General features: G+C 59.8%; 11 protein-coding genes. 7 read left to right on the plus strand and 4 right to left on the minus strand.

The features are described 5' to 3' along the window. Positions 1 to 76: 76 nt before the first annotated feature. From B5D49_RS11735 to B5D49_RS11755, 5 genes are all read left to right on the plus strand, one after another. Positions 77 to 1,300, plus strand: a complete 1,224-nt coding sequence (locus tag B5D49_RS11735) for a CDP-glycerol glycerophosphotransferase family protein (protein ID WP_078717899.1) — start codon at positions 77 to 79, stop codon at positions 1,298 to 1,300. Between the two features lie 47 nt (positions 1,301 to 1,347). Next, positions 1,348 to 3,153, plus strand: coding sequence for a 6-hydroxymethylpterin diphosphokinase MptE-like protein (locus B5D49_RS11740; RefSeq protein ID WP_078717900.1), 1,806 nt, complete (start codon positions 1,348 to 1,350; stop codon positions 3,151 to 3,153). A gap of 242 nt (positions 3,154 to 3,395) precedes the next feature. Next, complete coding sequence (locus tag B5D49_RS11745) at positions 3,396 to 3,788, plus strand: hypothetical protein (RefSeq protein WP_078717901.1); 393 nt, start codon at positions 3,396 to 3,398, stop codon at positions 3,786 to 3,788. A 471-nt stretch (positions 3,789 to 4,259) separates the two neighbouring features. Further along, positions 4,260 to 6,641 carry a methyl-accepting chemotaxis protein gene (locus B5D49_RS11750; protein WP_078717902.1) on the plus strand — a complete coding sequence of 794 codons (2,382 nt, stop codon included), beginning with the start codon at positions 4,260 to 4,262 and terminating at the stop codon, positions 6,639 to 6,641. A 272-nt stretch (positions 6,642 to 6,913) separates the two neighbouring features. Then, a complete protein-coding gene (locus B5D49_RS11755; protein WP_078717903.1) occupies positions 6,914 to 7,414 on the plus strand; it encodes a methylated-DNA--[protein]-cysteine S-methyltransferase in 501 nt (166 codons plus the stop codon). Here the strand turns inward: B5D49_RS11755 and B5D49_RS11760 are convergent. The 4 genes from B5D49_RS11760 to B5D49_RS11775 all read right to left on the minus strand — a co-directional run bounded on the left by B5D49_RS11760 (position 7,375) and on the right by B5D49_RS11775 (position 11,379). Beyond that, on the minus strand, positions 7,375 to 7,803 hold the full coding sequence (locus tag B5D49_RS11760; protein ID WP_159447218.1) for a bacteriohemerythrin: 429 nt from the start codon (positions 7,801 to 7,803) through the stop codon (positions 7,375 to 7,377). The two genes, B5D49_RS11755 and B5D49_RS11760, sit on opposite strands and share 40 nt — an antisense overlap. Before the next feature lie 342 nt (positions 7,804 to 8,145). Next, positions 8,146 to 9,054 carry a phosphate ABC transporter permease PstA gene (gene pstA / locus B5D49_RS11765; protein WP_078717905.1) on the minus strand — a complete coding sequence of 303 codons (909 nt, stop codon included), beginning with the start codon at positions 9,052 to 9,054 and terminating at the stop codon, positions 8,146 to 8,148. A 39-nt stretch (positions 9,055 to 9,093) separates the two neighbouring features. Further along, complete coding sequence (pstC, locus tag B5D49_RS11770; RefSeq protein WP_078717911.1) at positions 9,094 to 9,990, minus strand: phosphate ABC transporter permease subunit PstC; 897 nt, start codon at positions 9,988 to 9,990, stop codon at positions 9,094 to 9,096. A gap of 570 nt (positions 9,991 to 10,560) precedes the next feature. Next, positions 10,561 to 11,379: a PstS family phosphate ABC transporter substrate-binding protein gene (locus B5D49_RS11775; RefSeq protein ID WP_078717906.1), complete on the minus strand. Its 819-nt coding sequence runs from the start codon at positions 11,377 to 11,379 to the stop codon at positions 10,561 to 10,563. 193 nt (positions 11,380 to 11,572) lie between these two features. Here B5D49_RS11775 and B5D49_RS11780 point away from each other — a divergent pair, with 193 nt between their 5' ends. Both B5D49_RS11780 and B5D49_RS11785 read left to right on the plus strand, forming a co-directional pair. Continuing rightward, positions 11,573 to 12,961, plus strand: a complete 1,389-nt coding sequence (locus B5D49_RS11780) for a protoporphyrinogen/coproporphyrinogen oxidase (RefSeq protein ID WP_078717907.1) — start codon at positions 11,573 to 11,575, stop codon at positions 12,959 to 12,961. Then, positions 12,958 to 14,034, plus strand: coding sequence for a M24 family metallopeptidase (locus B5D49_RS11785; RefSeq protein ID WP_078717908.1), 1,077 nt, complete (start codon positions 12,958 to 12,960; stop codon positions 14,032 to 14,034). The genes B5D49_RS11780 and B5D49_RS11785 overlap by 4 nt, the downstream gene beginning before the upstream one ends. The last annotated feature ends 426 nt before the right edge of the window (positions 14,035 to 14,460 follow it).

A 14,460-nucleotide genomic window follows, 5' to 3' on the forward strand; every position in this document is an offset into this window, starting at 1 on the left:
GGACAAGGGACCGACAGTAAAATGACCCCCAGACCGGCAATGTCTCCGCTGCCTGCCGGTCGAAACGAGGTGAGGCATGGACGAGGAACTGCGGGATTTTTTGAAACGACAGGCCAGAATCACGGCCGAATACACCCTGCTGGGCGAGCGCACCCCCAAGGACAAACAGCGCTATGTCTTTATCGGACGTCGGCGGGGCGGTTTTTCCGGCAATACCAAATATCAGTTTCTGCACATGTTGCGGCATCACCCGGAATTGGACTGCCGATACTTCACCGAGGAGCGCGGGGTATACAACGAATTGTGCGATGCGGGTCTTCCCGCTGCATATTTCCCATCGCGCCATGCCGTGGAAGTGCTGGCCGGAGCCGGAACCGTGGTGGTGGAATCCATCAGTTTCCGGACGCAAATTTATTATCCGCTGCTGGCCGGAGCCAGGCAGATTCAGCTCTGGCACGGCGTAGGCAACAAAAAGATCGGGTTTTTGCTGCGGGGCGTTCCGGTCCTCCAGGGCTATGAGGACGACCTCCTGCGCGACCACAGCGACTACGACCTCATTGTTTCCACCTCGCCGTTCTACACCGAGGAAGTGTTCCGCAAGTCCATGCATGCCAAGGAGTTCGCCTCCCTGGGGTATCCGCGTACGGATGTTTTGTACCGGCCTGTGGACAAGCAAACCCTGGTGGGCTGCGATCTCCAGGCCTACTCCCGGGTACGCCGCGCCGCCAAGCGCGGTCCTGTGGTGCTCTTTGCGCCCACGTTCCGCGATACGGACATGAATCCCATCACCCAGAACGTCCTGGACCTGCGTCGGCTGGTGGAGCTTTTTGCCGAGCACGACGCCCACCTGCTGGTCAAGCCCCACGGTCGGATTCCCCTGGAAACCGGAACCCTGCCGGACAACGTCACTTTTTGCCGTTCCGATTCGGACGTCTATCCCTTCTTCCCCCTGGTGGACGCCATGATTACAGATTATTCCTCCATCCACACGGAATTTTTGCTTATGAATCGTCCCGTGTTGTTTTTCTGGGCGGATTTTGACAGTTATATGGCCGTGGACCGGGGGTTTCAGTTCCCGTTTGAGTCCATGTGTCCCGGGCCGAAATGCCGCGACGCGGAAAGCCTGATCCGTGAGCTGGAAAACGTGCTCACCGGCGGACCGGACCACTGGGCCGAAGCCCGGAGCGCCCTGCGCGACAAAGCGTTTTCCCATCAGGATGGCCGTTCCGCCCAGCGTGTGGCCGAACACATCCTGCAAGGCGAATTCGCGCCAGCCGTCAGTGGGCAGACCGTTTCCTGAGCGGTACGACTACGTCAACACACCGGAATTACAAGGATAGCAAGGTCATGAACGAACCCAAGACCATTCGTAACGGCGCAACCTATTTCGGACGCATCGATCGGCAACAATGGAACGGCTGGACTGTGCTGGCTCTTGGGGATGTGGACGTGGATCCGGACATTCCGGAAGAGTATGTGGTCCGGGTTCCGAATCCGGCGCAAGTCCGGCCGGAGAATTTGGTCGAGCGTCTTCCCGGGGAGCATGCCCGGCGGCCTCTTGCCCTGGTCATGCCCGAGCAGCCCGGTCCAGACAATGGCGCGGCCCAACGCCGATTGCTCATGCATCTGCTCCGCAAACATTACCATGCCGTGTTCGAAGGGCTTACGCGGCAGGATCCTCCCGGGCCTTTGCAGCCTTTGCTGCGCGGACTGCGCGACCCCTCCAGAAGCATCCATCAATTGCAGAATTATCCCTGGCTGCTGCGCTACCCTCTGGTGGACCAATTGCAAAACGTCTTTCAGGATACGCCGGCACTGATCTTGGTGGGCGGTCCCTCTTTTCGTGAGCTGCTGCCCCGCCTGCCGGAGCTGGCCAAGCATTGCCTGGTGATCTGCATCGCCCGCACCCTGCGCCCCTGCCTGGAGGCCGGGGTGGAGCCGGATTTTGTGGTGCAGTACGACACCAATCCCGAGCAGGCCCAGTTCTATGAAGAATTGCCGCGGCTGGAGCACACCACGCTTGTTTCCCTGTCCACGGCCTACATCGCTCCCTATGCGGATTTGTTCCGTGGGGTGCTCTTTCGCGGCAGCTTCGGCAAAAATTTTCTGCCCAACCCGTTCACCATGCGCGAAGGCACCGAAGGCTCGCTCATTGCCTGTTTGGGATTGGTGGAGGTGTTGGGCTGTTCCCATACGTTCGTCACCGGCACGGACCTGAGTTGGCCTTTGGACGGATGCCGGTATGGGACATCAAAGGTCTCCGAATTTTCAGAGTCGGAAGAGACGGCCATCGCTCCCGACGACCAGCGGGTTCACCTGGTGAACGGCATGTGGGTGCGACTGCGGCGTCGGGATGGTGAAATCGTCAATTCCAACTGGAACTTTGTGGCTGCCGCGGTCAAGGCCGAAACCATGGCTCGGGAAATCAATCAGGCCAACGGTACCCGGTTTTTCACCATGAATGACAGCACCCTGCTGGATGATGAGGTGTTTCCCACCAGCCCCGAAGAAGCGGTGCGCGCCCTGCCGACCCTGGACCGCCACGCCCTGCGGCAGACCATTGACACGGCTTTGACGACGAGGGAATCCATTCATCTTGAGCGGCTCTATGAGTACCTCAAGTCCTGGGAGCAGGGACTTGCCTCCATGGGGGAACTTTTTGCCATGCGCCGCCTGAATCCCAAGGAGCAGTCCAAACTGAAGACCGACATGTTTGTGCGGCTGCTGGAAAATTTTCGCGGTGCCTGCTGGATGCGCGGAATGAATGATCCCGTGGAGTCGGCTTCACGCTTTATCCGCATTTGGAAAGGCCACAACGCCCGGGCCGCAAAACTGGCTTTGGCGCACCACCGCGTGGCCGGGGGGATTCCCCTGCCGTTGCTCTGCCGTGCGGATGAGCAACCCGGCCTGCTGCGCGCTTTGGAGCAATACCTGCCCGGAGGCCGGTTCACGATCCGGCTGGTGGTTCCCTTTGGCAAAAAGAAGACCAGCCCCACGGAATTCGACGACATGGACCTCAAGCCCCTGCTGGATGGATACGATTTGATCCTGGTATCGCCCGCTGTGCAGAAGCGGTATCGCCACTTCTGGAGCATGGCTCCGGACGACAGCGTGTTGGACGTGGACTGGCTGGTCGGGCAGCGCTCCATATAGCGACTCGACGGACGGCCGGTTTTTTTCGCATAAGATCATCCCGCGTTCCGCGCGGCAACGGCCAAAGGAACGGCCTCGGCTGTCCATGGTCCGTTGGCAAGGGATCACACTCTGCTGAATCCGGCCCTGCCACCCCGGTTTTGCGCTGCCACTGACCACTATTTTTCGATCCGACATGGACTTGTCCCCGGACTCGTGTCTATGATGGGACACGGGGTCACAACTATCGCAGGAGATATCAAATGAATGTTTTCCCTATGTTGCTCATTGCCGTGGGCGTCTACAACGCCCTGGCGTTTTTGTTTCCGGAATCTCTGGCCGGAGCGCTGGTCTCGGTTCCGCTGCTCTCGGGGCGTGTTCTGTCCGTAACCACGGGGGAACTCGTCATTTGCCTCGCCGTGTTGCTGCTGTTCGTGGAAATCGTCAAAGCCACGCGCACCGGCGGAGCCACAGCCATCGACCATGCGCTGTCCCTGGTTTTGTTCGTGGTCTGCCTCATTGAATTTCTGGCGGTTCCCGCCCTGGGGACCGGAACCTTCATGATCATCACACTGCTCACCCTGCTGGACGTGATCGCTGGATTCACGGTCAGCCTGAGTACCGCCCGCCGCGACCTGATGGTTGGCAGCGCCTAGCCGGACCCGGCATCGGCCGCCCCGGTTTGGGGCTATGGCACGCCGTGCACTACGCGGCTGCCGGAACATTGCGGCCCGTTGCTCCGGGCCTATGCCGCCTTTTGGTTCTTTTTCATTGCAGCGGTTGGTTCATCGCCAGCGCGTTGCCATACGCCCTGGTTCGTCTTGTTCGAGCCGGGGCGTTTTGTCCCGCACTTTCCCCGGCACCTGTCCTGTCAGATGTTGGGTGCCACTGTGTTGTTTTCCAAAAAATAACACGACCGTTCTTGTGATTTCCACCTCTCGTTATATACTTGGCGTTCATTGGAACGCCCCGCGGGTCTTGCTCGTTTTTTTGTACACTAACACGCTACAATTGAATGTTTTTTTGCATGTCGGCCGATTCGCGACGCCCATGCATGCGGCCCGCCACACGGAAGCATTATTCGCGAAAAGCGGTAGCTGCCCCTTTTCGCGCAGGAGAGGTTGCCCATGACCCTGCGACGCCAATTGATCCTTTTTTTTCTGCTTGCCGGATTGCTCCCCCTCGGCAGTGTCGGCATCATCAGCGAGTGGGCCTCCACGGACGCCCTGCTCAGCCAAGCCTATCAACAACTTGTTTCCGTGCGCGAGATCAAGCGTTCTTGGATCACGGATTATATGGAAACCATCCATGACCAGATTCTGACGCTTTCCGAAAACCAGATGGTTGTGGACGGCATGCGCGCGGCTGCCCGGGGCATCAACACGTATCTCTCCGAGCGCCGCATCGAGCCGGAGCAAGTGGATGCCATGCGCCGGGAACTGACGGGCTACTATCGAAGCGATTTTTCCACGGAATATAACAGCCGGACCGGGCAGGACGCGCCGCTGGAGCGCATGCTTGCCGGGTTGGACGATGTGGCCGTGGTCATGCAGCACGCCTTTATTCAGGACAACAGCCACCCATTGGGCAGTAAGGATTTGCTGGACGACCCCGGGGACGGCACCCGCTACGCCATGCTCCACGCGCGCATACATCCCAAGCTACGAAGCTATCTAAAGGAATTTGGATACTACGACATTTTTCTGGTGGAACCGAAAAGCGGACGCATCGTGTATTCCGTGTTCAAGGAGCTGGACTTTGCCACGTCGTTGAGAACCGGTCCCTACGCCAACAGCGGCATCGGGCGCGTTTTCCAGCAGGCCGTGGACAAGGGAAAAGAGGTCGTGGTCTTTGACGATTTTGACCGCTATACCCCTTCCTACGAAGCTCCGGCCGGGTTCATTGCCTCCCCCATTTTCGACGGGGAATACCTGCTCGGCGTACTGATCTTTCAAATGCCCATCAATCGCATCAACGGCATTATGAATCAGCGGGAAGGACTCGGGGAAACAGGCGAGTCCTACTTGGTCGGACCGAATAAACTGATGCGTTCGGATTCCTACCTGGATCCGGAAAACCATTCCGTGCAGGCCTCCTTTGCCAATCCCGATGAAGGCCGCGTGGACACGCTTGCCGTGCGGGAAGCCCTGGCCGGCAACAGCGGCGTGGGCATTATCGAGGATTATACTGGCAACAGCGTGCTTTCTGCCTATGCCCCGCTGGACGTCTATGGATTGCACTGGGCGCTGCTGGCCGAAGTGGATGAATCCGAAATCATGGCGCCCATCCAAACGTTCCGCATAGCCGTGACTATCGCGGCCGTGCTCTCGGCCCTGGGCGTGGGCTTTATCGCCTGGTTCGTAAGCCGGGGCGTGCTTCGCAAGCTCGGAGCCGATCCCACGAAACTCTCCGCAGTAGCCGATCAGGTGGCGCTCGGTGATCAGGAAATGGAATTCGGGGAGAATCCCCAAGGTGTGTACGCCTCGCTGCAACGCATGACCGCGAGCCTGCGCAAGATGGCCGATGTCGCCACGGCCATTGCCGAAGGGGATTTGAGCCGCGAGGTGCACCCTATCTCGGAAAAAGACCGCCTGGGCCGCGCTCTGGAACGCATGAGCGAAAATCTGAACGAAGTCATGGGACAGGTGAGCAGCGCCGCAGCCATGGTCAACAGCGGCTCGGACCAGGTCTCGTCCGCAAGCCAGGCGTTGTCCCAGGGAGCCACGCAACAGGCCGCCTCCTTGCAGGAAATCAGCAGCTCGTCCGCAGAAGTGAGCAACGGAGTCAAGCTGAATGCGGACGGCGCAGGGCAGGCCAACAGCGCCGCAGAAAAATTGTACCAAGTGGCCGAGCAGGGCCGTGAGCACATGGCCGCCATGGTCACGGCCATGGCTGAAATCAATGATTCCAGTCAAAATATTGCCAAGATTATCAAGGTCATCGATGAAATCGCCTTTCAGACGAACCTGCTGGCCCTGAATGCGGCCGTGGAAGCGGCCCGGGCCGGACAGCACGGCAAAGGATTCGCCGTGGTGGCCGAAGAGGTTCGCAATCTCGCTTCCCGTAGCGCCAAGGCCGCACAGGAGACCGCCGGAATTATCGAGGCGTCCGGAACCAAGGTGGAGTCTGGAAGCCGCATCGCCAACGAAACCGAACACGCCCTGGAAGAGGTGTCCGTACAGGTTACCAAATTGCGGGGACTGCTTGAGGAAATTGCGGAGCAGTCCAACCAGCAGGCCGCACAGGTCACCCAGATCAGCAATGCGCTCAATCAGCTGGACCAGGTGACACAGGCCAATACGTCCAATGCCGAACAAACCGCGTCCGCGTCCGAAGAATTGATGGCCCAGGCCGTGGAATTGCGGCATCTCCTGGATCGGTTCTCGCTGAAGGATCACGCCTCGGCACGACCGGCCCTGACCGAAAGCCGCTATAACAATGCGGACGAGGAAGAGGAACAGGAACCCGGACCGAGCGCATCCACGGATGATGGCTTTGCCGCCTGGTAAATCGAAACAATGTGTCGTATTTTGAGAGTGTTCCGAGGGGCAACCCTTTCTTGCAGAAAGGGCTTTCCCCTCGGGCTGCTCCCCTTCCCAAAGACCGTTCATTCCTCTCGGCTGACGCCGCTCTGATTTTCCGCCAAAATTGCCGGGATTGGTTCAACGGAGCAGCCCTGCCGGATATCCCGGCCGCGCAGCGCGCGGTCGGTAAATGGGATTGCAAAGGGTCGTGGACCCTTTGCCCGCCGGAGGCAATTGTTTCAACAAAGAGGATTTTCATGTTCGAGGGTATTCATCCCCGCACCGAGTATCTGGAAGCCGGGCGTTTGGGCCTGACATTGCAGTGGAGCGTCCGGGGGCTTTGCGGCATGGAGTTGCGTTGGAGCGTGGGGACCGGGCCGGACGCGGCGTTGAGCGCCTGGGGCCGCGCCATGCAGGGGGCGCTTGCGGCGTATGTTCAGGGTCGCGATGCGCCGTGGCCTGCGGTGCCGTTGGACGACACGGGTCTGACGGCGTTCACGCGTTTGATTTTACGAACGTTGCGTGACCGTGTCGGGTACGGTTGTACTGTGGCGTATGGGGAGCTGGCCGCCATGGCCGGGAGACCGGGTGCGGCGCGTGCCGTGGGCGGAGCATTGGGCCGCAACCCCTGGCCGCTGCTGGTGCCATGTCACCGTGTGGTGGGAGCGGGCGGCGCGCTCACGGGATTCACCAACCCCTGCGGTCTGGATATGAAGCGTTATTTGTTGATGTGCGAGTCGCGCTCTCTTGCGGAGTAGGCATAGTCGGCAAAATCCATGTCTTCGCGCAGGATGTGCGTGCGCAGCCAATCCGCGAGAAAGAGGAATATATCCAGGTGGAGTTCACGCCGTCCCTGGGCGCGTTCCAATTCATTGATTCGTTGCAGAAATTCCTTGTGGAGAAAGGCGTGGTTCTGCGTGCCGGGATAGCCAAGGCGGAGCATGTGCTCTTCTTCGAGGTCGAAGTGGTCACGGGCATAGTCCCGCATATCCTGAAGCATGGCCTGAATCCGTTGTTCATCGTCCGCCTCGGGATTTCTCAGCACGGTTTCGTAGGCCTGGTTCAACAGGTGCATCAGATCTTTATGCTGTTCATCCAGGGTTTCCACCCCGAGGCTCATGTCATCGGTCCATTGAATGATGGCCACGTTCCCCCCCCTTTGGTTGTTCTCATGTTTCCGACGGATCAATGGAAACGGCAATGTGTCCGTTATTCCGAAAACCACCGACCGGTATCCCATGGAACGGCTCGACGGTGTGGGACGTTTTCGGTGCTGCCGAAGAGTGGCTCCGGAACAGCGTGTTGTGTTGCGGATTCTCTAGGCGGTCCATCGGCAACGATTCGTCGAAGGCAATGCGAACAATGTTAACGAAGTATGCCTGGATACGGACCGCAGGGCAACCCTGCTTTCTATTCTCTCGAATTGACACAAAAAAAACCCCGAACCAGGTCGGAATGGACCGTGGGTTCGGGGCTGGGTAGGGTTTTTCTATTTGCTCAGTTTACGCTGGAGCCTGGCCCGCAGGAAGATGGCGATCAGGTTCATGCCCAGTACCAGGGCGATGAGCACCAGTGCCGTGCCGTACTGCAGGGGTCGGGTTTGTTCGATGTTGGTTCCTGCCGTGGCCAAAACATAGATGTGGTAGGGCAGGGCCATGACGTCGTCGAAAATGGACGTGGGCATGTCCGGCGTGGAAAATACTGCCGCTGTGAACATGATGGCCGCGGTTTCGCCCGCTGCGCGCGAGAGCGACAGGATGGAACCGGTGAGGATGCCCGGCAGGGAGGCCGGAAGCACCACACGATAGATGGTCTGCCATTTGGTGGCGCCCAGGCCCAGCGAGGCTTCCCGGTAGGTGTCCGGTACGGAGCGCATGGCCTCCTCAGTGGTGCCGATGACCACGGGCAGGGTCAACGCGCCCAGGGTCAGCGCGCCCGCGGCAATGGAAACGCCCAGTTGCATGACCGTGACGAACAGGCCCAGGCCGAACAGACCGAAGACCACGGAAGGGACGCCGGCCAGGTTGTTGATGCCGATGCGTATGACGCGCAGCAGTTTGCCGGGCCGTGCGTATTCGTTGAGGTAGATGGCCGAGGCCACGCCCAGGGGCAGGGCCACGACCATGGCGCTGAGCGCGAGGAGAAAGGTGCCCACGATACAGGGCAGGATTCCTCCGGCGGTCATGGAATCGCGTGGTTGTTCGGAAAGGAACTCCCAGGAAAGCGCGGGAACGCCGTGGTAGAGCAGAAAGCCCAGGATGATGGCCAGCGCAAGCCCGCATACCCAGGCCGCGGACTGGAATAGTCCGAAGGTGAAGAGCTGGGAAAGTTTGCGCCGACGGTTCCGTTTTTCCGCCTGGTCCATGATGGCGGCCACGCGCTGCATGGATTCCTGCATCACGATGGATCTCCTTGGTCTGGAGGGTTGTGGTCCCCGTTACAGGGTGGCCGCGCCCACCTGCTTGTATTTGTGCGAAATGTGATCCGCCACGATGTTGAAGAGCATGGTAAACAAGAACAGGACGATGCCGATGGCGAACAGGGCGTAGTAATGGTCGCTTCCCAGGGGGGCTTCGCCCATTTCCGCGGCAATGGACGAGGGCATGGGCCGTACCGGATCAAAGATGGAATCCGGCACCATGCCTGCGCCGCCCGCCACCATGAGCACCACCATGGTTTCGCCGATGGCCCGGGACATGCCCAGGATCACGGCCGTGCTGATGCCGGAAAGCGAGGCCGGAACCACCACTTTCCAGATGGTTTCATTATGCGTGGCCCCGAGCGCGAGGGAAGCTTCCTTCAGTTCCAGCGGCACGGCGTAAATGGCATCCTCGGAAACGGAGGTGATGGTGGGTACGGACATGAACGCCAGCATGAGCGAGGCGTTGAACATGTTCAACCCGGTGTTGATGTCGAACGAGTTTTGCAGGAAGGGCGCCACCACGACCATGCCGAAAAAGCCGATGACCACCGACGGCAGGGAGGCCAGCAGTTCGATGATGGGCTTGACGATGTTGCGCACGCGCAGGGAGGCGATCTCCGCCAGGTAGAGCGCGGTCATGACGCCGAGAGGAATGGCGATGGCCGAAGACAGGGCCGTGACCGAAAGGGAACCCATGATCAGCGGGAAAATGCCGAATTCGGGATCGTCCTCGTCCGTGGGGTACCACCCGTAACCGAACAAAAAGTCCATGACGTCCACTTTTTGGAAGATGGGCAGACCTTCCAGAAAGAGAAAGACCATGATCAGCCCGAGCACCACGATGGAAGTGAGGGCCGTGCCGAAAAAGACGCTCTGGATGAGTTTGTCGCGGGTTTTGCGTTGCAGGTTCAGGGCGCGGAGCACCAGCGTGAGCACGCTGAAAAACGCGAAAATGGCGGCGAACACGTAGTACCAGGTGGCCCGGGCCTCCATGTGCGCGTGGACGAAGTCATCGAGGTAGTGCAGTCCCTGCTCCTCCAGGTCTTGTCCATGTCCCTGGCGTCGCAGCTTGGCACCGTGCTCCGTGATTTCCTTGGTCAGGGCGTCCAGTTCAAGCAGCGACTGGTGGAGCTTTTTTGCGTTCAGAGCCGGATCTCCGGGCCGCGTCTCCATCTCTTCCGTAATCACGAAAGTGACGTAGCGCGACATCTCCTTCAAGGCTCCATTCAGGCTTTTGTCCGGCATAATGCGATGCGGGGCCATTTCCAGTTGTTGGAGATAGACCCGTTCCACATAGTCCGGCTGCGCCTTGTGGTGGCCGTAGAGGGCCAGGCCAACGGCAGCCAACAGACCGGCGATGATGAAAATTTTGATCCTGTCCACGACAGCGGTTCCCCTTTGCTTGGCACAAGTCCGCCGGAACAGCCTCGGATCGGAAGCGGTTCCGGCGGACGTTTACACGTTACGCCTTGGAGTTCGTCGTTACTTGATGGGGATGAAGCCTTCGTCGGCAGCCATCTTCTGACCGGCCGGGCTCATGACGAAGTCGATGACGGTCTTGGTGTCGCCGGTGGGCTGACCAGCGGTGTAGAGGTTCAGGCCGCGGGAGATGGGGTAGGAACCGTCCATGGCGCTCTTCACGCCGGCGGCAACGCCGTCCACGGGCAGAGCCTTCAGCTCGGAGTTCACATAGGCCAGGCCCACGTACCCGATGGCCTGCACGTTTTTGGAAACGGCCTGGGCAACAGCGCCGTTGGAGGCCAGCAGGGAGGCGCCGGGGAAGACCTTGTGCTTCTTGCCGTCGCGCTTCATGATCTTGGACTTCCAGCAGTCGTAGGTGCCGGAGGAGGTGTCGCGGGAAACGACCACGATCTCTTCATCCTGGCCGCCCAGCTCGGACCAGTTGGTCAGCTCGCCGGTGTAGATCTTGAAGAGCTGTTCCTTGGTGATGGCGGAGACCGGGTTGTCCGGGTGCACCACAGGGACGATGCAGTCGTAGGCGACCACGTGCTGCATAGGCTCACGGCCGTTGGACTTGGCAGCCTTGATTTCCTTGTCCTTCATGTCGCGGGACATCATGCCGATGTCGGTGGTGCCGTCGATGAGCGCCTTGGCGCCGTTGGAGGAGCCGCCGCCGGAAAGGGAGATCTGAATGCCCAGATCCGGGTTGGCTTTGAAGTGATCATCCACGAGCTGCATCAGGGGCAGCACGGTGGTGGAACCCTTGACTTCGACTTTTCCGGCGTAGGCCGTGGAAGCCATCAGGGCAAACACGGCGACAAGAGCGAGAAGCTTCTTCATTGGTTTTTTTCCTCCGAAAGGGTTGAAGCGGTTGCGAACAAATTCATTGTTGACGGCAGTAGTTAGCAGGGGGGAGTTACAGAATCGTTACGGCCTGGAAAAAGATGCGTTACACACGGTTCCAACCTTGAAAAATCACGCTTTTTCCGCTCCCCGCCTTGCCAAGGGGTGGGAAATGCCGCATATTTGATTCATGCATGTAAAATATCTGATCATTGGTGCCGGGCCGACCGGTCTCGGCGCGGCGCATCGGCTGCGGGAGCTGGGCGAGCAATCCTTTGCCGTGCTGGAACGGGAGGGGCATCCCGGCGGTCTGGCCGCCAGCTTTCGCGATACCCAGGGCTTTACCTGGGACTTTGGCGGACACGTGCTGTTTTCCCACTACGATTATTTCGACAGGCTCACGGATGAGCTGCTGGACGGGGAATATTACGAACATGAGCGGGAATCCTGGGTCCGGGTGGCCGGAACCTGGGTGCCGTACCCCTTTCAGAACAACATCCGCCACCTGCCTCCGGCCCTGCGTTGGAAATGCGTGCAGGGGCTGCTCCCCGGAAATCGGCCCGAGCCTGGTCCCGGCGTCCGGCCCGCGGATTTCGGCCAATGGATCGACACCGTGTTCGGCCCGGGCATCGCGGAAGTGTTCATGCGGCCCTATAATTATAAGGTATGGGCCACCCCGCCGGAGCGCATGGGCTATTCCTGGATCGGCGAACGCGTCAGCCTCGTGGCCCTGGAAAAAGTGCTGGAAAATATCCTCCTGGAACAGGACGATGTGGCCTGGGGACCGAACAATACCTTTCGGTTTCCCAAAAAGGGCGGCACCGGAGCCATTTTCCAGGCCTTGGCCCGTCGTGTGGAGAAGCATGTCCAGTACGGCCAGGCCGTGACCCGCGTGTTTGCCCGGGAGCACCGGGCCGTCACGGATCAGGGGCTGGAACTGGAATACGACGTGCTGCTCAACACCGGACCGCTGGACCTGCTGGTGCGCCGCTGGCTGGACCGGCCCGACGCCGACATGGTCGAAGCCGCCGCACAGCTGGCCCACAACAGCGTACACGTCACAGGTCTGGGCGTGGACGGCCTGGGTACGGACCCCCGGCATATGGGCGAGGATACCCGGTGCTGGATGTACTTCCCGGATACGCAGATTCCCTTTTACCGCATGACCAATTTCCATCACTATTCGCCGCAAAACACGGCGCACCCGGGCAGCCAGCGCGCCCTGATGTGCGAAACCGCGACCTCCGAACACAAGAAAGAAGATTTGGACAGCCTGAGCGAACGCGTGGTGCGCGGATTGCAACGCGCCGATCTGCTCGATCGCGGCGAGAAAAAACGCATTGTGTCCCGCTTTGAAATCAGCCGGGAATACGGCTACCCCGTCCCCACGCTGGAACGCGACAATGCCTTGGAAACAATTCAACCACGCTTGGAATCATTGGACATATATTCAAGAGGCCGCTTCGGTGGCTGGAAGTATGAAGTGGGCAACATGGACCACAGCGTCATGCAGGGGGTGGAATGGGCGCAACGAATGCTTGAAGAGCGCAAGGAAACCACATACACCCTTTCATCATGACCAATACCAATACGATCTATCAGCAGCGTCGTGAGGCGCTGCGCAAACGGCTTTCGGAAAAAGGGCTGAATGCTCTTTTGGTCAGCCACGCCGCCAACCGGTACTACCTTTCCGGATTCGAGCTGCACGATTCCCAGTGCAATGAATCCGCAGGCTGGCTCGTGGTTACCGACAACGGCACGGACTACCTGCTCACGGATCCCCGCTACGAAGACGCGGCAAAACGCTGCATGCCCGAAGAAAATGTTTTTATTTATTCGGGAAAGAAATTCGAACAGGTCGGCCCGTTCCTCAAAGGACTCAACCTCGGCTCCCTGGGATTCGAACCCAAGGCCATGAGCCTGTTCGACCATGAAAAACTACGGGATTACGTGCAGCTGACCGCCACGGAAAATCTCGTGGAGGATCTGCGCCTGATCAAGGATGCGGATGAAATCGAACGCATGCGGGCGGCCTGCGCCCTGAACCACCGCGTGTTCCGCGCCCTGGAGGATTCCCTGCGGCCCGGGCAGACCGAAGTGGAAGTGGCCTGGAACGCGGAACGTATGTTCCGGGAATGGGGCGCCAGCGAGCTGGCCTTCTCCACCATCGTGGGCGTCGGACCCAACGCGGCTCTGCCCCACGCCATCCCCGGCAATACCACACTCAAAGAAAACGAGCTGGTGCTCATCGACATGGGCTGCCGACTCAATGATTACTGCTCGGACCAGACCCGAACCTTCTGGGTGGGCGAAAATCGGTCCGAACGCTTCCGCAATGTGCGGGAAATGGTACGCACGGCCCAGCAAAAAGCCATCGACGCCATCCGCCCGGGCATGACCTTTGCCGAAGCCTACGGCATCTCCCGAGGCTACTTCGAGGAACAAAACGTCGCCGAGTTCTTCACCCATGCGCTGGGACACGGCATCGGCCTGGAAACCCACGAACCGCCGAGCCTCTCCCCCCTGGGAACCGGCGTGCTTCAGCCCGGCATGATCGTCACCGTGGAACCCGGACTCTACTGGCCCGACTGGGGCGGCGTGCGCTGGGAACACATGATCGTCATCACCGAGGACGGCTGCGAGACCCTCTAAGGCCGAGAGGTCTTTTGAGAATGGTCCACAGCGGCCTCCGGCGGCCCCGCAGGGCTGAAAGGCATGCCTCCGGCGGCCAGGAGGCCCGCGGCCCCCTGGACCCCCATTTACCGGTCTCGCGCTTGCGCGCGGCCGGGGGCGTGCGGCGGGAAGGAGTCCGGGGAGTGGACAGGCAAAGCAGCGCGGCGGCGCGATCTCATGTTGCCGCGATTTCCGGGATGGCTCCGCCCTCCCGAAACTCGCGGCAACGGTGCGCCCCCAAAAACAAAGGAACGGCTACGGCCGTTCCTTTGTTTTTGGGGAGGGGGAGGAAATAACAATCAGGGAAACAAACGATACCCGCGACAGGCCGCAGGCCTGGAGCTAGGAAAAGTCTTTGGAAAGGGGGTCCAGGGGGAAGAACCTTTCTTCAGAAAGGTTTTCCCC

This window comes from Paucidesulfovibrio gracilis DSM 16080 (genome assembly GCF_900167125.1).
In the GTDB taxonomy this organism is placed as follows: domain Bacteria; phylum Desulfobacterota; class Desulfovibrionia; order Desulfovibrionales; family Desulfovibrionaceae; genus Paucidesulfovibrio; species Paucidesulfovibrio gracilis.

Bases quoted from the DNA above. Each gene is read 5' to 3' on its own strand.
- B5D49_RS11735 (WP_078717899.1), top strand. From the start codon at position 77: ATGGACGAGGAACTGCGGGATTTTTTGAAACGACAGGCCAGAATCACG.
- B5D49_RS11740 (WP_078717900.1), top strand. From the start codon at position 1,348: ATGAACGAACCCAAGACCATTCGTAACGGCGCAACCTATTTCGGACGC.
- B5D49_RS11745 (WP_078717901.1), top strand. From the start codon at position 3,396: ATGAATGTTTTCCCTATGTTGCTCATTGCCGTGGGCGTCTACAACGCC.
- B5D49_RS11750 (WP_078717902.1), top strand. From the start codon at position 4,260: ATGACCCTGCGACGCCAATTGATCCTTTTTTTTCTGCTTGCCGGATTG.
- B5D49_RS11755 (WP_078717903.1), top strand. From the start codon at position 6,914: ATGTTCGAGGGTATTCATCCCCGCACCGAGTATCTGGAAGCCGGGCGT.
- pstA (WP_078717905.1), bottom strand. From the start codon at position 9,054: ATGCAGGAATCCATGCAGCGCGTGGCCGCCATCATGGACCAGGCGGAA.
- B5D49_RS11775 (WP_078717906.1), bottom strand. From the start codon at position 11,379: ATGAAGAAGCTTCTCGCTCTTGTCGCCGTGTTTGCCCTGATGGCTTCC.
- B5D49_RS11780 (WP_078717907.1), top strand. From the start codon at position 11,573: ATGCATGTAAAATATCTGATCATTGGTGCCGGGCCGACCGGTCTCGGC.
- B5D49_RS11785 (WP_078717908.1), top strand. From the start codon at position 12,958: ATGACCAATACCAATACGATCTATCAGCAGCGTCGTGAGGCGCTGCGC.